Raw genomic sequence first — 17172 nt, 5'->3', positions numbered from 1 at the left:
ATCCACTTCGCAACGTCGCAGAAAGCAGGACAGCAGTGACCTCCAACTGGGCTGGCAACATCACCTTCGAGGCGGAGCGCGTCGCCGCCCCGACGAGCACGGCCGAGGTCAGCGAGGTGGTGCGCGCCGCGGTGGCTGCCGGACAGTCGGTGCGGGCGCTCGGCAGCGGGCACTCGTTCAACCGGATCGCCGACACGAGCGGAGTGCAGGTGTCGACGCGGGGGCTGCGCAGCCCGCTCCGTATCGACGAGGACCGGCGGTGGGTGTCGATCGGCGCTGGCACCCGCTACGGGGAGCTCGCGATCGACCTCGCCGAGCACGGCCTGGCGCTCGCGAACCTCGCCTCCCTCCCGCACATCTCCATCGCCGGAGCGGTCGCGACGGGCACCCACGGTTCCGGGAACACCAACCGGAGCCTCGCCGCCGCCGTCGCCGCCATCGAGTTCGTCGCGGGCGACGGGGAAGTGGTCGTGCTCGAGCGGGGCGACGAGGGCTTCGACGGGGCCGTCGTCTCGCTGGGGGCCCTCGGAATCGTGACGCGCATCCGCCTCGACGTCGTGCCCCACTTCGAGGTGCGGCAGCGGGTCTTCGAGAACCTGCCGTTCGCGGCGCTGCTCGAGAACTTCGACGAGATCACCGGCACCGGGTACAGCGTGAGCGCCTTCACGACGTGGGCCGAACCCGAGGTCATCGACCAGGTGTGGGTGAAGCAGCTCGCGAGCGAGCTCGCGCCTGGCGACTTCTACGGGGCCACGCCCGCGACTGAGGCCCTGCACCCCATTCGTGGCATCTCCGCCGTGGCCTGCAGCGAGCAGTTCGGCGTCGCCGGCCCCTGGTACGAGCGGCTCCCGCACTTCAAGCTCGAGTTCCAGCCGTCCAACGGGGCCGAGCTGCAGAGCGAGTACCTCATCCCGCGGCTCCGGGCGCAGGATGCGCTGCTCGCGCTCGCGGGCATCGCCGACCGCATCCGCCCCCACCTGCTCGTCAACGAGGTGCGCACGGTCGCGCGCGACTCTCTCTGGCTGAGCCCCATGCACGGCAACGACGTCGTCGGCCTGCACTTCACATGGAAGCAGGACCCGGAGGTCGCCGAGCTGCTGCCGCTGCTCGACGAGATCTTCGAGCCACTCGGCGGTCGCCCGCACTGGGGCAAGGTCTTCGACGAGCGGATCGACGTCGCCGAGCGGTACCCGCGCATCGGCGACTTCCGGAAGCTCGTCGGGCGCTACGACTCGAACGGCGTCTTCGCGAACGACTTCACGCGACGCGTGCTGCGGTAGGCCTGGGGCTGGACGCGTTTCGAGCCCTGGCGCGCGGAACGGCACGTTTCTGCACTGATGTTGGTCACGGGGGAGTTCGCTGAGCGGCCGCGCCCCACTGCGCCTCGAACTGACCCTGTTGTGATCTCGCACGATCGTGCTAATTTACATATGTAAATTAGTTCCGAGCGAGGAGTGCCGTGATCCAGGAAGATGCGAGGTTCGTCCGTTCGCGGGCGGCGCTCATCGCTGCCGTCGTCGAACTGCTCGATGAAGGGCGCGACGCAGCCCAGCTGAGCATCACCGACATCGTCGGCCGGGCCGGAGTCAGTCGTCCCACGTTCTACAAGCACTTCGACGACACCGCCGCGCTCATCCGCGAGGCCGCCCTCCGCCGCCTGCAATCGGCCTTCGATCGGATTCCGAGCGTCGGCGACGACCCCTCTTGGCCGACCTTCGTGCGCGGCACGCTCCGCGCGCTCCTCCACGAACTCGACGCAGACGCCCCCTTCTACCGGGCGGCCCTCGAGAGCAGCTTCGGCCTCCTCACGGGCGACGTCATCGCATACCTCGCCACGAGGCTCCTCGAATCGTCACCGCTCGGACCCGTCATCCGACGGCGCCCGGGCCCCGACACCCCGCGGGACCGCGCCGAGTTCCTCGCGGCCGGCGCCATGTGGCACGTCACGCGGTGGCTCTTCGCTGACGTTAATGTCCCAGTCGAAGCGGACACGAACCCGACCGCCGACTCCTCGGCCGCTGCTCGCGCATCCACCGATGAACTCGTCGAGCGCCTCTCCTCCCTGCTCCTCGCATCCTCCGGCGCGACTGTCGCCGAGCTTGACGCCCTCCGCGCCGAGCACGTTCGCTCATAGGACTTCACACCCACATGCGTTCCTTCTCACTTCCCGCCTTCGTGCGCTCGCACCGGCGGACGCTCATCGTCATCGTCGGCATCGCGCTCATTCCCCTCATCTACGCGGGATCGCTGATCTGGTCGAACGAGGACCCGACGCACCGCCTCGACCACATCAACGCGGCCATCGTGAACAGCGACCAGGCGGCGACCCCCGCGACGACCGCCGAGGGGGAGCCGGCCGAACCCGTCGATCTCGGCGCGACGCTCACCGAGAAGCTCGTCGACAGCACCGAGTCGAACAACTTCAGCTGGCACGAGATGTCGGCGGATGAGGCGCAGAGCGAGCTCGAGTCGGGCAAGGTGCTCGCCGTGCTCGAGATCCCGGCGGGTTTCTCGGCGGCGGCCGTCTCGGCGGGTGGTGACGACCCGCTGGACGCGGCCATCGCTCGCCTCTCCATCACGACCAACGACGGGGCGAACATCATCGTCGGCAACATCGCGTCGACGGTCGGCACGACGGTCGCCGACGAGCTGGCGACAGAGGTCTCCGACGAGTACCTCCGCAACGTCTACGTGGGCTTCACCGACATCCACGAGAGCGTCTCCGAGGCTGCCGACGGCGCGACCGAGCTCAACGACGGCGCCGAGCAGGCGCGCACCGGCTCTGGCCAGCTCGTCGTCGGGCTCGGCCAGCTGCGCGAGGGCGGGCTCACCCTCGCCGACGGCAGCGCGACGCTCGCCGACGGCGCGGCTCAGGTGGATGCGGGCGTGCAGCAGCTCAACGCCGGTCTCGTCACCGCCAACTCGGGTGCACAGACGCTCAGCTCCGGCGCCGCGGACGCCAACGCGGGCGCGCAGCAGCTCAGCGCGGGCGCTGCGACCGCGAACACGGGTGCACAGGAGTTGAGCGCGAAGCTCACAGAGGCGAGCTCCGGTGCGCAGCTCCTTAGCGCTGGGCTCGCGGAGTTGAACTCCAAGACGAGCGACCTGCCTGCGAGCGTCACGACGCTCACGGAAGGGGCGACGACTCTCGACGCTGGAGCGACGGCTCTCGCCGGTGGCCTCGAGACGGCCCTTGGAGCGAGCAGGGGCCTCGACGACGGCACCACTGCCCTCGCCGCCGGTGCCGGGGACCTCTCAGGCGGCATCGATTCGCTGCTTGCCGACTACGACTCGCTGTCCGATGCCCAACGCAAGGAACTGCTGACGCAGCTCTCCACTGCTGGACAGTCCCTCGGCGCGAAGGCCGGCGAACTGAGCGCCGGGACATCCGCGCTCGTCGGTGACGCCGCCGCGGGGACCGGGCTGAGCTACCTCCAAGCGAAGTCGACCGAACTCGCCGCTGGCGCCACCCAGCTCTCCGACGGCGTCTCACCGCTCAGCGGCAAGGTCGACGAGCTCGTTGCAGCGGTCTCGACTGTTTCGACGAAGTCGGCGGAACTCGCCTCCGGAACCCAGCAGCTCTCCACCGGCGCTTCCACGCTCGCGACGGGCACCCAGTCGCTCGCCGACGGAACGTCGACGCTGGCGACCGGGACCAAGTCGCTCGCGGACGGCGCATCCTCGCTCGCGACGGGCACGCAGACACTCGCGGACGGCGCATCCACCCTCGCGCAGTCGACGCCGAAGCTCGCGTCGGGTGCATCCGAGCTCTCGTCGGGCGCGACAACCCTCGCTGACGGAACCGCCGACGCCGAGTCGGGCGGCGCCGAGCTGAACGACGGCATCACGCAGCTCGCCGACGGCAGCAAGACGCTCGCGGATGGCCTCGACGACGGGGTCTCCGACATCCCGAGCTACACGGACGCGCAGGCCGACCACCTCGCCGGCGTCACGTCGACGCCAGTGGAGATCACGAAGACCCGCCTCAACGAGGTGCCCGCGTACGGCTACGGTCTCGCGCCCTACTTCATGACGCTCGGCCTCTGGGTCGGCGCGCTCGCCTTCTACCTCATGTTTCCGCCGCTGCGCGAGCGTCTTGTGCTCGGCCGTCAGCCCGCGATCGTCGTGGCGCTGCGCAGCTTCGCGCCCGGCGCGATGCTCGGCGCCGCGCAGAGCCTGCTCATGCTCACGATCGTCCGCTTCGGACTCGGCCTCGAACCCGCCGACATGCTCGGCCTCATCGCGCTGGCGCTGCTCACAAGCGTCACGTTCGTCGCCGTCAACCAGGCCTTCAACGCGCTCCTCGGCCCTCCCGGACGCTTCCTCGCGCTCATCATGATCGTGCTCCAGCTCTCCTCAGCCGGCGGCACCTACCCGGTCGAGACGGCACCCGCGTTCTTCCAGCTCATCCACTCGTGGCTGCCGCTGAACTACGCCGTCACGGCGTTCCGCTCGCTCGTCGCCGGCGGGTCGATCGGCATCGGGGAGGCGTACGGGATGCTCACCGTCTGGCTCGTCGCGGCCCTCGCCCTCACGACGCTGTCGATCGTCATCAAGCGCCGCCGGGAACGCCTGAAGCCGGCCGCAGCACCCGCTCCTGCGCGCACCCCGAAAGCGCTGTCAGGCGGGCCGCGGCGTCCGTGACCTAGTTGTTCGCCGCATTGGCGGCGACGCTCGCCGCGACTGCAGCGTTGATCGTGATGGCGTTCATGGTGCGGGCGACGGCCGAACTGGCCGCGGTGGCTCCCCAGTCACCTGCCTCGAGGGCCTTGGCGCGGTTGATGACGTCGGTCTCCCAGGGGATCTCCCGGTGCAGCGTCGGCATCGAGCCGCTGGCGGAGATGAGCGCCGCGAGGGCAGCGGTTCGCGCGTCGGGTTCCGCGCCGTCGATGAGCACGGCCTGCACGCGGCTCATGAGCGTGGCGCGGCGTCCCGTATCGCCCAGGCTGAGCGTTGTCTTCGGGATGAACCCGAACGTCTTGCCCTGCTCGCGGGTGAGGTCGCCGCGGAAGATGAGGCTCTCGAGCAGCTGCCCGCGGAGGTTCGGCCCGATGGCGGCGAGCATGCCCTGCACCTCGCGCCGCTTCTCCCGCGAGTACTCCCAGGCCGACCGCAGAATCTCGTCCTCGGGCGCCTCATCACCGACCGAGAGCACAAGCGTGCCGCGAAGCCCTGCCTGCTCGATTCCGATCTGGTCGTTCAAGGCCAACTCAGTGAGCACCGCCCCGCCGAGCACGTAGAAGAGGGTGCCTTCGCCGCCGATGGTGCCGTCGTCCGGGTTGAAGAGCAGCAGCAAGAGGTCTTCTGCGAGCAGCGGCTGCGGCTCACTGGCGTGGTCGGCGCCGGTGTCGTCGGCGTCGTGGATGCGGTCGGGCTGTTCCATGGATCCCCCTGGCTGGTGCGCGAGTCGTCGTGCGCGCCAAGCTAGCATCCGCGCCTCAGGCCGATTCCTGGCGCGCCTCAGCCTTCGGCGCGGTCTCCGTACGCGGTGACCGACAGGAAGCGGGCGGGCAGCTCGATGAGCTCTTCCGGCCCGTGTGGGCCTTCGCCGTCGAACTGGAGGGTGTCGCCCGGGCCCATCTCGTAGCGCGCATCCCCGTGTCCGTAGGCCATGCGGCCTTCGAGCATGTAGAGCAGCTCGGTGCCTGGATGCTGGAACAGCGGGAAGACCTCGCTCGCCTCGGTGAGGGTCACGAGCACAGCCTCCATGCGCTTGTGCTGGCCGCGCAGGGCGCCGAGGAGCTCGTAGAGGTGCCCGGATCGGGAGCCGCGGCGCACGATCTGCGCGCCGTGGCCTGCTGGCACGTAGACGGCTTCGCGGTCGGAGTCGACGCCGCGGAAGAGCGCCGTGACGGGCACGTCGAGGCCGTGCGCGAGGCGGCCGAGCGTGGTGAGGCTGCAGGAGGTGAGGGCGTTCTCGATCTTCGACAGCATGGCCTTCGAGATGCCCACCTTCTCGGCCATCTCGGCGACGGACAGGCCGGTCGCGAGCCGGTACGCGCGCACCTGGGCTGCGATGGCCCGCTCGAGGTCGCCCGGCTGCGGGCCGACCGTGGCCGGATCGACCTCGCGGTCCACCGAACCCACGCCGATCTCGTCGTGGTCGTGTGCGTCGCTCATGCAGCCTCCGGGGTTCCGCTCAAGCCTAGCTTTCGAGCGTTCGCGAGCCGGACGCCTGGCATCGTTTGGTGTTGGGAGTCCCTTGCCCCTAGCGTTGCGGCATGACGAGCGCGAGCGCAGGGGCAGAGCGTGGCTGGGTTCTGCGCGCGGCGATGAGGGCCGGCCTGCTCGCGGTCATCGCCGGGTTCCTTGCCTACATGCTGCTGATCTTCCCAGGGGCGGCGGCCTCATCCAGCGTCGATCGCGACTCGGCCGAGGGCGCCCGACTCGCGGGGACGCTCATCCCGATCGCCGTGGCGAGCATCGCTGCCGCGCTGGTGCTGGGGGTCTGGCTGACGCTCGACGTTGCTCGGGCGATCAGCCTCAGCTTCCGGCGCGCGGTGTCGAGGGGTGAGCGGATGCGGCTGCGAGCGTCGCTGCCGTGGGTCGCCGCGCTCGCGGTGCTGGTCGCGGTGGGCTGTGCGACGCTCAGCGTCGCCGTCATCGTGGACAGCATCGTCGCCGGCATCGGCGTGGATGCGGATCAGACCAAGTACTGGGGGAGCACCGGCGCGATCATCGGGGACGCGTTCGGTGCAGCCTGCATCCCGTTCGTGGTCGCGACCGGTGTCGCGCTGGTCACGTGGACGATCCGCGCGGCAACAAAACTTGACCGCCACGCGAAACACGCCGGGAGTAGCGTTGCGGCGTGACTTCTTCTTCGTTCAATGACCTTCTGACCGCCCAGATCGGCAACGAGTTCTCGGCATCGCAGCAGTACATCGCGATCGCCGTGTGGTTCGACAACCACGACCTCCCGCAGCTGGCGGCGCACTTCTACCAGCAGTCGGTCGAGGAGCGCAATCACGCGATGATGCTCGTGCAGTACCGCCTCGACCGCGACCTCGGCGTCACGATTCCCGGCGTCGCCGCCCCCAGGACCGAGTTCGCGAACGTCGTCGAGCCCATCGAGCTCGCGCTCGAGCAGGAGCGGGAGGTGACGTCGCAGATCGAGGCGCTGTTCCGCGCGGCACGTGCGGATGGCGACGCGATCGGCGAGCAGGCGATGCTCTGGTTCCTGAAGGAGCAGGTCGAGGAGGTCGCCTCCATGTCGACGCTCGTCACGATCGCGAAGCGCGCCGGCGACAACCTCTTCGACATCGAGAACTTCATCGCCCGCGAGACCGTCGGCGACAGCGGCCAGGACGCGGATGCTCCTGCCGCGGCCGGCGGGGCGCTCTAGGCGCTCGCCGCGGGGCAGATCGCGCAGTCGTCAGTCACCCCCGCGGCCCGGCCGTCTCCGGATGGCTTCCACGCACGTGGATGGCTTGCAAGCCATCCCAAAGCGCGAAAGCCATCCGGAGACGAAGCGACGGTTGGGGGAGGCACGGCCCGAACGAGGCACGAGCGAACTCTGGGATCGCACTGGACGCGTCACGTACGCTGGAGCGGTGCATCTCGAACCGACGACGAAGGCCGCGCGTGCGCAGCTGACCGAGCTCGCAGAGTGCGCGGCTGCGGGCCTCGAGCCCGCCGTGCCGCTGTCGCCCGTGGATGAGCGGCTCGTGCGCGTCTCGCGATCTGCGGCTGTGCTCATCCTCTTCGGGATGCTCGACTCGCTCCCCAGCGACCGCGACGCCCAGTCGGGGGCCGTGTCTCGTGACCTCGACGTGCTGCTGCTCGCGCGCGCGTCGACGCTGCGCTCGCATCCTGGACAGGTCGCGTTCCCGGGCGGACGCGTCGACCCGGAGGACCGCGACGCGGTTGCCGCGGCCATCCGCGAAGCCGTCGAAGAGACGGGGCTCGACGCCGACGGCATCGACGTGCTCGGCCCCCTCGAGCCCGTGCCACTCACGTACTCCCGCCACCTCGTGACGCCGGTGCTCGCCTGGTGGCGGCGCACCTCTGCCGTCGGGGTCGTCGACGAGGCGGAGTCAGCTGCGGTGTTCCGCGCCCCCGTCGCCGACCTGCTGAACCCCGCGAACCGCGGCGTCACCGTGCTGCGCCGCGACGGCGAGGAGTGGCGCGGCCCCGGCTTCCTGGTGCGCGATGACAGTGGCCAGCACCTCGTCTGGGGTTTCACGGCGATGCTGCTCGACGGCATCTTCGACCGCCTCGGCTGGACCGAGCCGTGGGACGAGGCGCAGGAGTTCGAGCTCCCGGAGGGCTGAGCGCCCTCGCATGCTCCTGCCCACGCGGCACGCGTGTCCGAGAGCGGGCGCGGATCGGGCTGCCGCCGCATCCGCCCGCATTCTCGGGATGGAGAACTCGCTTCGTGCTGGGAAGTTTCCCGCAACGAAGTGAGGTTGCCATCCCGAAGTCGGAGCGCGGTCGGTCAGAATCCGGGGGTGGTGGATGCGAGGTGCTGTCGCATCCGCTTCGTCGACGCCTAGAAGATCATCGGGCGGTCGTCGTCGAGGGAGGTCTCGAGGTCGAGCTCCACGACGACGGGCACGTGGTCGCTCGGGCCGTCGCCCTTGCGCTCGTCGCGTTCGATGGACGCATCCACGACGAGGTCGTCGAACTCCGGGGTGCCGAGGATGAAGTCGATGCGCATGCCCTCGTTGCGGGGGAATCGGAGCGACTTGTAGTCCCAGTAGGTGTAGCCCTCGACGCCGCGCGAGCGCACGGTGTCGACGAAGCCGGCCTCGAGGAACGCCTCGAACGCGGCACGCTCGGGTGCCGACACGTGGGTCGAGTCGACGAATGCGGCCAGGTCCCAGACGTCGATGTCGAGGGGAGCGATGTTGAAGTCGCCCATGAGCGCAAGCGGGGTGTCTGGATGCGCCTGCCGCCACCTGGTCATGTCTGCGAGCAGCGCCTTCAGCCAGGCGAGCTTGTACGGGTAGTGGTCGTTGGTGAGCTCGCGGCCGTTCGGCACGTAGAGCGACCACAGGCGCACGTCTTCGACGGTGACGCCGAGGGCGCGGGCTTCGAGCGGAAGCGTGCCCTCCGGCGTGGGCTTGCCGAAGCCTGGCATGTCGGCGAACGTGATCTCGGGGTCGCTCATGGGGAGGCGGCTCGCGAAGGCGACGCCGTTCCACTGGCTGAGGCCGTGGATCTCGAGCTCGTAGCCGGCTTCTTCGAACACCTCGCGGGGGAACTGCTCGGGCTTGCACTTGATCTCCTGCATCGCGAGCACGTCGATGTCGGCGCGCACCATCCAGTCGATGACTCGTCCCGAGCGGGCGCGGATGGAGTTGACGTTCCAGGTGGCGATGCGCATGGGGTCAAGGCTATCGCCCGGCGCTCTCAGGGAACTCGCACGCACACGCCGGCGCCGACATTGACGCAAAGTAGTTTGTAAAGCAAACTGGTTTGCATGGACACCAATGAACGCCGGACCCGCGCCGATGGCAGCATCCCGCAGGCGAGCGACGACGACCGTGCCCTCGCGCCGAGCGAGATGCTCGCCCTCATGCGTGACCAGCAGCGCACGACGCGCACCCGGCTCGACCGGGCGCTGTACATCCTCCTCGGCACCTGGGCGGTCGCCTGGTTCGTCGGCTTCCAGGCGCTGTGGAGTGCCGAGGATGGGGGAGCGAGCCCAATCGTTCGCATCCCCACCGCCACGGCCTTCATCATTTTCGGCGTGGCGATGATCGTCGGCGTCATCGTGTCAGCCGTCTGTGGCGTCTCGATGGGGCGTGGGATGCGCGGCCGCAGCAACACCGCGGGCACGCTCTACGGCTTCTCGTGGTCGATCTCGATGATGGGCGCCTGGTTCTTCGCGGCGTCGCTGCTGCGTCAGGTCCCGGACCCGGCCCTCGCGCCGCTGCTCATGCCCGGCATCTTCGTCGTCACGATCGGCGTGCTCTACATGGCGGGCGCCGCGATGTCCCGCTCCGGGGCCCAGTTCGCGCTCGGGGTCGCCGTCATCGTGCTCGCCGTCGTCGCCACCGCGCTGGGCGCGCCCACCCACTACCTCGTCTACGGCACGGCGGGCCCGCTCATCTTCATCGCCTTCATCGTGCTGCTACGCACGGGGGTCATCTCGAGCGAGCCGCCCCTGCGCGAGACCACTCCGCGGGGCGAGGTGCACGCATGAGCGACCCGAGCGCCGAGTTCGACCCGATCATCCACGCGCCCGCCCGACTGCGCATCATGACGACCCTCGCCGAGAGCCTCGACGACGGCGACGAGATGACGTTCTCGAAGCTGCGCAGCCTCCTCGACATGACGGCGGGCAACCTCACGACGCACCTCTCGAAGCTCGAGGACGCCGGCTACGTCGTCATCGACAAGGCCTTCGCGGGCCGCAAGCCCGTCACGTATCTGACCATCAGCCCCGCCGGTCGAGCCGCGTTTCGCAGCTACCGGACGGCGCTCCTGAAACTCCTCGGGAGATGACATGAACGCCCAGCCCGCCAACGCCCAGCCCGCCAGCGCGCGGCCTTCCACGATCGTCGAGGTCGACGAAGTGGTCAAACGATTCGGCCAGCACACGGCCCTCGACGGGATCTCGCTGAACGTCACCGCCGGTGAGTGCGTCGGCCTGCTCGGGCCGAACGGCGCCGGCAAGACGACACTGCTGTCGCTCCTGCTCGGCCTGCGCTCGCCGACGACCGGCACGGTGCGACTCTTCGGCGGCGACCCGCTCGACGTCCGCACGCGCATCCGAGTGGGGTCGACGCCGCAGGCCAGCGCGCTGCCGGAGGCGCTCAAGGTTGCGGAGGTGCTCGACTACGTTGCGGCCCACTACCCGCAGCCCGCGGCCAGGAACGAGCTGGTGGATGCGTTCGACCTGGGCCCGCTGCTCGGCAAGCAGTGCGGCTCGCTCTCCGGCGGGCAGCAGCGGCGTCTCGCCGTGGCGCTCTCGTTCGTCGGCGACCCCGACCTCGTGCTCCTCGACGAGCCGACGACGGGCCTCGACGTCGACGCGCGTCGCAGCCTCTGGGACGCGCTCCGCGCCAAGCACCGCGCCGGCTGCGCCGTCATCGTCACGAGCCACCACCTCGAGGAGATCGAGCAGCTCGCCGAGCGGGTCGTCGTCATCGACCATGGCAGCGTCATCACGGACGGCAGCCTCGCCTCGGTGGTCGGCAGCGTCTCCCGCCGCAGGTCACGATGCGGGGCGTCGATGCGGCCCGCATCCAGGCCATCGACGCCGACGCGCTGACCGAGACGGTCGAGGGTCCGGGCGGTTCAGCGGGTTCGGGGCGGGCAGCGGATGCGGGGTTCGTGACCGCGCTCGTGCGCGACTCGGACGCGTTCATCCGCTCGCTCGTCGCATCCGGCGCGCCCTTCACGGACCTGACGGTGCGCGGGGCGACGCTCGAGGAAGCCTTCCTCGCCATGACGCAGAACGACGAGGCCTCGCCCGCCGTCAAGAACGCACAGAACGGGAGCTGAGGACCATGTCCACTGCAGCACTCATCGCCACGCACGTGAAGTACTCGCTCATCGAGACGGCGCGCGTGCCGATCGCCGTCATCGGGTCGCTCGTCTTCCCGACGCTCGCGTTCTGCTTCTTCGTGCTGCCGCAGCGCGCGATCACCGAGGATCCGGTGATCGCCACGCAGGCCGTCGCGTCCATGATCGTGTTCGCCTTCATGACCAACGGGCTCTTCAGCCTCGGCCTCGACCTGGCCGAACAGCGCTCGAAGCCGTGGGTGCCGTACCTGCGCACACTGCCGGGGAAGCCGTCCGCGCGCATCGCGGGGCTTGTCATCGGGACGCTCGTGATGGCGGTCGTCTCGATCGTGCCGCTGCTCATCGTCGGCGGGCTCTTCACAGCGGCCGCCCCGACCCTCATGCAGGTGGTGTTCGGCCTCATCGCGGTGGTGCTCACGGCGGTTCCGTCCGCCCTCATCGGCGCGATCGTCGGCACGACCGCGGGGCCGAAGGCGGCGATCGCGATCACGCAGGTGCTCATGTTCCTGCTCGCCTTCGGAGGTGGCCTGTTCCTGCCGCCCATGATGTTCCCCGGCTGGCTGGATGCCGCCTCGAAGGTGCTGCCCGTGCGGCAGGCGCGCGAGGTGGTCATCGCGGTGGTCTCCGGCGGGCAGTTCCCGATGTGGGCGCTCTTCGGCCTCCTGGCGTGGACGGCCGTCCTCGGCTTCCTCGCGGTGTTCTTCTACAAGCGAGACGAGGGCCGGAAGTTCTCGTAGGGGCCGTGGACAACCTGGCTATGAACGCTGAAAATCTCCATCAATCTGGCCGAGGGAACGCCACTTAGACGGAATCCATGAGAATGGATCTTCTTCGTTTGTTGCGGTCCAGAATCACCGCTACATTGATCCGCGTCGGCGCAAAGGGGCCCGACTCGGATCGAGGGGTGGCAGGGTGAAGCACGCGCAGCCTGGCAACGAAGACGTGGTCAGCGTCGTGTCGGACAGCGACCGACCTGCCCGGCGCCGGGGCTTCTCTGCCACCGTCGCGCTGGTCATCGTCGCCACGCTGGCGGTAGCCGCATCCCTCGTCGCCTTCTCCGTCTTCCGCCCCACCCCGCCCGGACTCACAACCGCCTCCGTGCCTTCAGAAGTGCAACTCGTGGCCGAGGAACTGACCGACGCACGAGCCGTGGAGCTGACTGCACAGCTGGGTGACGACGCCTCCTTGCCGTCACCGACGAGCGGCACGCTGACCGACTCGTCCTGCACTGCAGGCGGCGACCTCGTCTCAGGGGGGAGCTCCTTCAAGGTCGGCGAGACTCCGCTCGTGAGCCTCCACACGTCCACGCCGCTCTGGCGGGACCTCAGCTATGGCCTCAAGGGTCCCGACGTCACCGCACTGCAGGTGGCGCTTGCGGGCCTCGGCTATGACGTGTCCGAGACTGACACCTTCGACTGGCAGACGTGGTCTGCCTGGGACGACCTCGTCGAGTCGGTGTACGGCGACACCAAGCAAGGCGAGCTGGCACTCGCACAGGTGCTCTGGCTCCCCTCGGCGACGATCTCGGTGCAGTCCTGCCCGGTCCCGCTCGGACAGACAGCCGCGCAGGGCGAGGCTCTTGTCGACCTCGCGAACCCACTCCTATCGGCCTCCGTGAAGAGCTACCCGACAGACCTCGTGCCCGGTGCGCGAAAGCTGACGCTTGAGGGCGTCGACGTCGCGATCGACGAGGCGGGAGCCGTGACGCCTGAAGGGCTCTCCGTGCTGGCCGGCACGAATGCGTTGGCGAAGTACGCGGCGAGCCCTGACGATGCGAGCATTCAAGCCGAGCTCGTGCTGGTCGGTGCGACCACCGTCTACGCGGTCCCCCCGGCCGCGGTCGCGATGACCAGCGAAACAGGTGGATGCGTCGCGACGCCGGACGGCGGGTCGCTCCAGGTGGCCGTCGTGTCCTCGAAGCTCGGTCGCACCTACGTCTCGTTCCCGGAGCCGCCGACAGCCGCAGCCGTCAAGGCCGTCGCGAAGAAGGACCTGGCATGTTCGTGACGCTCGCCGACGTCGGACATCGTTACCCCGGCCATCCGCTGCTCTTCGAGAACGTCTCCGCGCGCCTCGACCCTGGCCATGTCTACGCGCTCACGGGCCCGTCCGGATCAGGGAAGTCGACGCTGCTCGGGATGCTCGCCGGCTGGATCCCACCCGTGCTCGGCAACATCACGCGTGTCGGCGTGGAGCGGATCGGCTGGGTGTTTCAGAACCCGCACGGCGTTGCGCGGAGGACGGCGCTCGACCACGTGGCGCTTGCGTTCGTCGCACGGGGGGAGACAAGAACACGTGCGGATGTTCGCGCTCGGGAACTGCTCGAACGCTTCGGCCTGGGACACGCGGCCGATCGCCAGTTCAGGGCTCTCTCCGGAGGTGAGGGGCAGCGGCTCATGCTCGCACGCGGCATCGCCGCCGCCCCCGACCTGCTCCTGGTCGACGAGCCGACGGCGCAGCTCGACCTGCGCACGGCAGCTTCCGTCAGCGACGCCCTCGGGCGCATCGCCACCGACGGCACGATCATTGTCGTCGCCACGCACGACGCCCGCACGAGAGACGCCTGCACGGACGTCATCGACCTGGGGGTGTTCCAATGAGCGCGATGCGGTTCCGCGAAGTGCGGCGGGAGGCTGGCCGAAACCTGTCGTCCGGAGCGAGTCGCGCGGTGTTGCTGATGCTGCTTGTCGCCGCCGGCTCAGCCACGCTCGCGGCGTTGGACACTGCCGAGATGACCGGCGTCATCCGGGCCGCGGAGGACTTCCGCGCTCGTGGCGCATCGATCACAATCCTGGTGGCTGAGGACAGCATTGACGGGCGCGCGTGCGACGCACTCGGCCGGGTGGACGGGGTGCGCGCGGCGGGCGCGCTGGCCGAGCGCGAAACGCCGCTCCGCGTGGCGAGCATCCCGCAGAACCCGCTCACCTACTTCGAGTCGTCACCGGGCTTCGCGACGATGCTCCCCGCCGCGACGGGAGGCACGGAGCCGGGGCTGCTCATGCCGATCGCGGTCGTCGAGACCCTCGGGCTGACCTTGGGTGACCCGATCCAGACAGCCGACGGGCCAACGACCCTCGGCGGGACGTACGAGTACCCGGACGACGGGCGCACGACCGGAATGGGGTACGCGGCGATCGCGCCGATCGCGCCTGACTCCAAGTTCGATGAGTGCTGGATCGACGCCTTCCCGGTCTCGCAGGCAACCACCGACCTGCTCTACACGGCCATCGCGGCCGACTCGAATCTGCCTGACACGGGGCCGCAGCTGAGCCAGCACAACCTGCAGCTGGGGAAGCCGGTCAACCCGGAGTCTGCGTTCGCCGGTAGGTCGACTGGCGCGTTCCCGCTCGCGGGCTTCGGCATCGGCGCGATGGTCGGCTTCGGGGCCGTCTGGCTGCGGCGGCTCGAGATCGCTTCGGCCTTTCACGTCGGGGTGCAACGAAGCGACCAGACGGTGACGCTCCTGCTTGAGGCGCTCGCGTGGTCGTGTGCCGGGGCATTGGTGGCATTCCCTGCGATCGCCCTGCTGACACAGAACCTGGCGGCGAGTGACCTCATTCCGGTCGCCGCGACCGCCGCTTTGACTCCCGCGCTGACCGTCTCCGGGGCGATCCTCGGAACGCTGGCGGCGGCCCTGCTGGTGCGAGAACGACGGCTGTTCTCGTACTTCAAGGGTCGTTGACGGTACCGGTCAGCGCGGGTCGGCGCCGCCAAGGGGGAGGCGTCGGAACACAGAAAGGGGACGAAGATGTCCACCATCACACTGAAGAACAAGGTCGGACGCAAGCTCGGCACGCTGCTGCTCGCCGGAGCGCTCGCAACCGGAGGGGTCGCGGTAGCGCAGGTCGCAGCTGCACCGGAAGCAGAAGCGGCGGTCTGCGGGTCGGTCTCGGCGCGGCCCGGTTACGCCTACGCGAGCAACGGCTGCGGCTATGCGCAGGCCTCTGTCGGACGCATCGTCAGCGGAAAGGGGAAGTCGGTGACGGCGACCAAGTACCGCGGCTGGGTCTCGGTGTCGTACAAGGCCGGTTCGCACTGGTACTCGCAGGGCAAGGTCTGGTAGCGCCGAGGGCGGTCTAGTGCAGGCGGGGCCCCGCGACCTCAACGCGGGGCCCCGCTTCCGAACATCCATTGACGGGGAGAGACAGATGGTCATTTCACACGCACGATTGATGTGTACGTCGGTTGCCCTGCTCGCGGCGGTCGCACTGACCGGTTGCGCGCAGGCGGACACCTCTGACGAGGGCATGACACAGACGGGCGGGTCCCTCACACTGGAGCAACTCCTTGATGAGGGCCTGGCGAACTCGAAATCGGATTTCCAGACGGAGGTGCTCACGGCCGCTCGTGAGTCCGGGGAGATCTCCGAGGCAGATTGGAAGGAGGGAAACAACCTGAGACTCCAGTGCCTTCAGGAGAAGGGTTTCGACGCCGAACTGCTGTATGAAGGTGCCGAGGTCTACTTGCAGACGGATGCCGATCCAGGGGCAGCAAGCCCCGACGAAGGGGATTCTGAGCTGCAGGCTGCGGATCTGGACTGTTACGAGAAGACCAGTGCGTTCATCAACGAGGCATACTCACTCATCAACGGCGGCCAATCTTCGGTGGATCCAGACGAGATGCAGCGTGCCGTACTGCAGTGCCTCATCGACCGTGAGCTCGTGCCGGCCGACACCACGTACGAGGAGTTCGTTGCCGACCTCGAGCAGAACGAGGGAAAGCAGTACTCGCCGCAGAGCACCGAAGCGAACGACCCCGTCGCGGCCTGCTGGATGGAGAACTCCTAGGTGCGTTCGGCGGCGACCTCCAGCCTCGTTCCCTAGCGTCAGGTCATGGACGCTACTGGGGAAGAGACTGTAACCGCTGCCGTGACCGTGCCACAGGCCGTGTTCCTGCTGGCCCTCGACGATGAGACGGGGAGGCCGCTCGTCGACAGGTCTGCGCTGGCGCAGGTGCTGTCGGCGGCGGGTCTCGTCGAGCTGATCATGCTCGGGAGGCTCCGCATCGCGGGCCCGACAAAGACCGAGTCGGGGGTGGATGCTGACGCCAAGCCCGGCACGTTCGTGGCGGTCGGTCAGCCGCTCGACCCGGCTGGTGCTGACGCCGACCTCGAGGCGCTCGTCGAGACTGCCGTCGGTCGCAAGCCGGACTCGGCGGTGAAGCTCATCGTCGGCTTCGGCGGACCCAAGTCGGAGGCGACGAAGCTCAAGGAGGGCATCGCCGAGGAGTTCGTGGACGCGGGCGTGCTCGGCCACGAGGAGAAGAAGTTCCTCGGCGGCACGTTCTCGGAACGCTGGCCGCGCGGGGAGAACGCGCAGCTCGAGGACTCCATCCAGGCTGAGGCCAGGGCACTGCTCACAGGTGAGGTCGAGCCGCGAGAGACCGACCGGGTTGCCGCGGCCCTCGCGCTCCTCCACGCGGTCCGCGTTCTGCCGCGCGTCTTCCCGGACCTCGACCGTGCATCCATCTCGAAGCGCGCCGAGGAGCTCATCGACTCGGCCGCCGTCGCGGGTGAGCTCGGGAAGATGATCAGGGAGGCGCAGCTCGTGATGATGACGACCGTCGCGACGCTGGTCATCACGACGCGAGATTGACAGCTCCCGAGCCGCCGACGCTTGCTGCCTCGGGCCCTCACCTCTGAAACTCGGGATGACAAAGTCGCTTCGTGTTGGGAAGTTTTCCTCAACGAAGCGACTTTCC

20 protein-coding genes are annotated in these 17172 nt (G+C 68.9%); 17 read left to right on the top strand and 3 right to left on the bottom strand.

Going from position 1 to position 17172, the window contains the following annotated elements; translation table 11 throughout:
* Positions 1–35 precede the first annotated feature (35 nt).
* From ACQFZP_RS17000 to ACQFZP_RS16990, 3 genes are all read left to right on the top strand, one after another.
* The gene (locus ACQFZP_RS17000) at positions 36–1280 is read left to right on the top strand and encodes an FAD-binding protein (protein ID WP_211892176.1); all 1245 of its coding nucleotides are present in this window, start codon (positions 36–38) and stop codon (positions 1278–1280) included.
* A gap of 179 nt (positions 1281–1459) precedes the next feature.
* Positions 1460–2134, top strand: a complete 675-nt coding sequence (locus tag ACQFZP_RS16995; RefSeq protein ID WP_211892175.1) for a TetR/AcrR family transcriptional regulator — start codon at positions 1460–1462, stop codon at positions 2132–2134.
* Positions 2135–2148: 14 nt separating this feature from the next.
* A complete protein-coding gene (locus ACQFZP_RS16990) occupies positions 2149–4644 on the top strand; it encodes a YhgE/Pip domain-containing protein (protein WP_211892174.1) in 2496 nt (831 codons plus the stop codon).
* 1 nt (position 4645) lies between these two features.
* On the opposite strand, the gene ACQFZP_RS16985 is transcribed toward ACQFZP_RS16990, so the two are convergent.
* The gene (locus ACQFZP_RS16985; RefSeq protein WP_211892173.1) at positions 4646–5383 is read right to left on the bottom strand and encodes a GOLPH3/VPS74 family protein; all 738 of its coding nucleotides are present in this window, start codon (positions 5381–5383) and stop codon (positions 4646–4648) included.
* Positions 5384–5460: 77 nt separating this feature from the next.
* Positions 5461–6120 (bottom strand): helix-turn-helix domain-containing protein, encoded by a 660-nt coding sequence (locus ACQFZP_RS16980; RefSeq protein WP_179555821.1) that lies wholly within the window; start codon positions 6118–6120, stop codon positions 5461–5463.
* A gap of 101 nt (positions 6121–6221) precedes the next feature.
* On the opposite strand from ACQFZP_RS16980, the gene ACQFZP_RS16975 reads away from it, so the two are divergent.
* The 3 genes from ACQFZP_RS16975 to ACQFZP_RS16965 all read left to right on the top strand — a co-directional run bounded on the left by ACQFZP_RS16975 (position 6222) and on the right by ACQFZP_RS16965 (position 8270).
* Positions 6222–6812 carry a hypothetical protein gene (locus ACQFZP_RS16975; RefSeq protein ID WP_211892172.1) on the top strand — a complete coding sequence of 197 codons (591 nt, stop codon included), beginning with the start codon at positions 6222–6224 and terminating at the stop codon, positions 6810–6812.
* Positions 6809–7342: a ferritin gene (locus ACQFZP_RS16970; RefSeq protein ID WP_104310218.1), complete on the top strand. Its 534-nt coding sequence runs from the start codon at positions 6809–6811 to the stop codon at positions 7340–7342. The genes ACQFZP_RS16975 and ACQFZP_RS16970 overlap by 4 nt, the downstream gene beginning before the upstream one ends.
* A gap of 208 nt (positions 7343–7550) precedes the next feature.
* Complete coding sequence (locus ACQFZP_RS16965) at positions 7551–8270, top strand: NUDIX hydrolase (protein ID WP_374100774.1); 720 nt, start codon at positions 7551–7553, stop codon at positions 8268–8270.
* A 218-nt stretch (positions 8271–8488) separates the two neighbouring features.
* Here ACQFZP_RS16965 and ACQFZP_RS16960 read toward each other — a convergent pair whose 3' ends face one another.
* Positions 8489–9325, bottom strand: coding sequence for an exodeoxyribonuclease III (locus ACQFZP_RS16960; protein ID WP_211892170.1), 837 nt, complete (start codon positions 9323–9325; stop codon positions 8489–8491).
* 96 nt (positions 9326–9421) lie between these two features.
* Here ACQFZP_RS16960 and ACQFZP_RS16955 point away from each other — a divergent pair, with 96 nt between their 5' ends.
* The 11 genes from ACQFZP_RS16955 (at position 9422) to ACQFZP_RS16905 (ending at position 17066) form a co-directional block, all read left to right on the top strand.
* Positions 9422–10147, top strand: a complete 726-nt coding sequence (locus tag ACQFZP_RS16955; protein ID WP_211892169.1) for a hypothetical protein — start codon at positions 9422–9424, stop codon at positions 10145–10147.
* A complete protein-coding gene (locus ACQFZP_RS16950; RefSeq protein ID WP_211892168.1) occupies positions 10144–10449 on the top strand; it encodes a winged helix-turn-helix domain-containing protein in 306 nt (101 codons plus the stop codon). Before ACQFZP_RS16955 ends, ACQFZP_RS16950 begins: the two co-directional genes overlap by 4 nt.
* 1 nt (position 10450) lies before the next feature.
* A complete protein-coding gene (locus ACQFZP_RS16945; RefSeq protein ID WP_307852960.1) occupies positions 10451–11218 on the top strand; it encodes an ABC transporter ATP-binding protein in 768 nt (255 codons plus the stop codon).
* A complete protein-coding gene (locus ACQFZP_RS16940; protein WP_307852958.1) occupies positions 11167–11451 on the top strand; it encodes a hypothetical protein in 285 nt (94 codons plus the stop codon). The genes ACQFZP_RS16945 and ACQFZP_RS16940 overlap by 52 nt, the downstream gene beginning before the upstream one ends.
* A gap of 5 nt (positions 11452–11456) precedes the next feature.
* Positions 11457–12209 (top strand): ABC transporter permease, encoded by a 753-nt coding sequence (locus tag ACQFZP_RS16935; RefSeq protein ID WP_211892167.1) that lies wholly within the window; start codon positions 11457–11459, stop codon positions 12207–12209.
* 175 nt (positions 12210–12384) lie between these two features.
* Positions 12385–13479 (top strand): peptidoglycan-binding domain-containing protein, encoded by a 1095-nt coding sequence (locus ACQFZP_RS16930; RefSeq protein ID WP_211892166.1) that lies wholly within the window; start codon positions 12385–12387, stop codon positions 13477–13479.
* Positions 13470–14072, top strand: coding sequence for an ATP-binding cassette domain-containing protein (locus ACQFZP_RS16925; protein ID WP_179555828.1), 603 nt, complete (start codon positions 13470–13472; stop codon positions 14070–14072). The genes ACQFZP_RS16930 and ACQFZP_RS16925 overlap by 10 nt, the downstream gene beginning before the upstream one ends.
* A 131-nt stretch (positions 14073–14203) precedes the next feature.
* Entirely contained in the window at positions 14204–15154 is a 951-nt protein-coding gene (locus tag ACQFZP_RS16920) for a hypothetical protein (protein WP_179555829.1), read from the top strand.
* 66 nt (positions 15155–15220) lie between these two features.
* Entirely contained in the window at positions 15221–15535 is a 315-nt protein-coding gene (locus ACQFZP_RS16915) for a hypothetical protein (protein WP_104310229.1), read from the top strand.
* Between the two features lie 85 nt (positions 15536–15620).
* Entirely contained in the window at positions 15621–16259 is a 639-nt protein-coding gene (locus tag ACQFZP_RS16910) for a hypothetical protein (RefSeq protein WP_104310230.1), read from the top strand.
* 45 nt (positions 16260–16304) lie between these two features.
* Positions 16305–17066 (top strand): GOLPH3/VPS74 family protein, encoded by a 762-nt coding sequence (locus ACQFZP_RS16905; RefSeq protein WP_104310231.1) that lies wholly within the window; start codon positions 16305–16307, stop codon positions 17064–17066.
* Positions 17067–17172 lie beyond the last annotated feature (106 nt).

Source organism: Pseudoclavibacter sp. Marseille-Q434 (genome assembly GCF_050315415.1).
In the GTDB taxonomy this organism is placed as follows: domain Bacteria; phylum Actinomycetota; class Actinomycetes; order Actinomycetales; family Microbacteriaceae; genus Pseudoclavibacter.
Note: the sequence above shows the minus strand (reverse complement) of the source record. Positions and strands in the feature narration are given on the sequence as shown.

Bases quoted from the DNA above. Each gene is read 5' to 3' on its own strand.
- ACQFZP_RS16990 (WP_211892174.1), top strand. From the start codon at position 2,149: ATGCGTTCCTTCTCACTTCCCGCCTTCGTGCGCTCGCACCGGCGGACG.
- ACQFZP_RS16985 (WP_211892173.1), bottom strand. From the start codon at position 5,383: ATGGAACAGCCCGACCGCATCCACGACGCCGACGACACCGGCGCCGAC.
- ACQFZP_RS16980 (WP_179555821.1), bottom strand. From the start codon at position 6,120: ATGAGCGACGCACACGACCACGACGAGATCGGCGTGGGTTCGGTGGAC.
- ACQFZP_RS16975 (WP_211892172.1), top strand. From the start codon at position 6,222: ATGACGAGCGCGAGCGCAGGGGCAGAGCGTGGCTGGGTTCTGCGCGCG.
- ACQFZP_RS16960 (WP_211892170.1), bottom strand. From the start codon at position 9,325: ATGCGCATCGCCACCTGGAACGTCAACTCCATCCGCGCCCGCTCGGGA.
- ACQFZP_RS16955 (WP_211892169.1), top strand. From the start codon at position 9,422: ATGGACACCAATGAACGCCGGACCCGCGCCGATGGCAGCATCCCGCAG.
- ACQFZP_RS16950 (WP_211892168.1), top strand. From the start codon at position 10,144: ATGAGCGACCCGAGCGCCGAGTTCGACCCGATCATCCACGCGCCCGCC.
- ACQFZP_RS16945 (WP_307852960.1), top strand. From the start codon at position 10,451: ATGAACGCCCAGCCCGCCAACGCCCAGCCCGCCAGCGCGCGGCCTTCC.
- ACQFZP_RS16940 (WP_307852958.1), top strand. From the start codon at position 11,167: ATGCGGGGCGTCGATGCGGCCCGCATCCAGGCCATCGACGCCGACGCG.
- ACQFZP_RS16935 (WP_211892167.1), top strand. From the start codon at position 11,457: ATGTCCACTGCAGCACTCATCGCCACGCACGTGAAGTACTCGCTCATC.
- ACQFZP_RS16925 (WP_179555828.1), top strand. From the start codon at position 13,470: ATGTTCGTGACGCTCGCCGACGTCGGACATCGTTACCCCGGCCATCCG.
- ACQFZP_RS16920 (WP_179555829.1), top strand. From the start codon at position 14,204: ATGACCGGCGTCATCCGGGCCGCGGAGGACTTCCGCGCTCGTGGCGCA.
- ACQFZP_RS16915 (WP_104310229.1), top strand. From the start codon at position 15,221: ATGTCCACCATCACACTGAAGAACAAGGTCGGACGCAAGCTCGGCACG.
- ACQFZP_RS16910 (WP_104310230.1), top strand. From the start codon at position 15,621: ATGGTCATTTCACACGCACGATTGATGTGTACGTCGGTTGCCCTGCTC.
- ACQFZP_RS16905 (WP_104310231.1), top strand. From the start codon at position 16,305: ATGGACGCTACTGGGGAAGAGACTGTAACCGCTGCCGTGACCGTGCCA.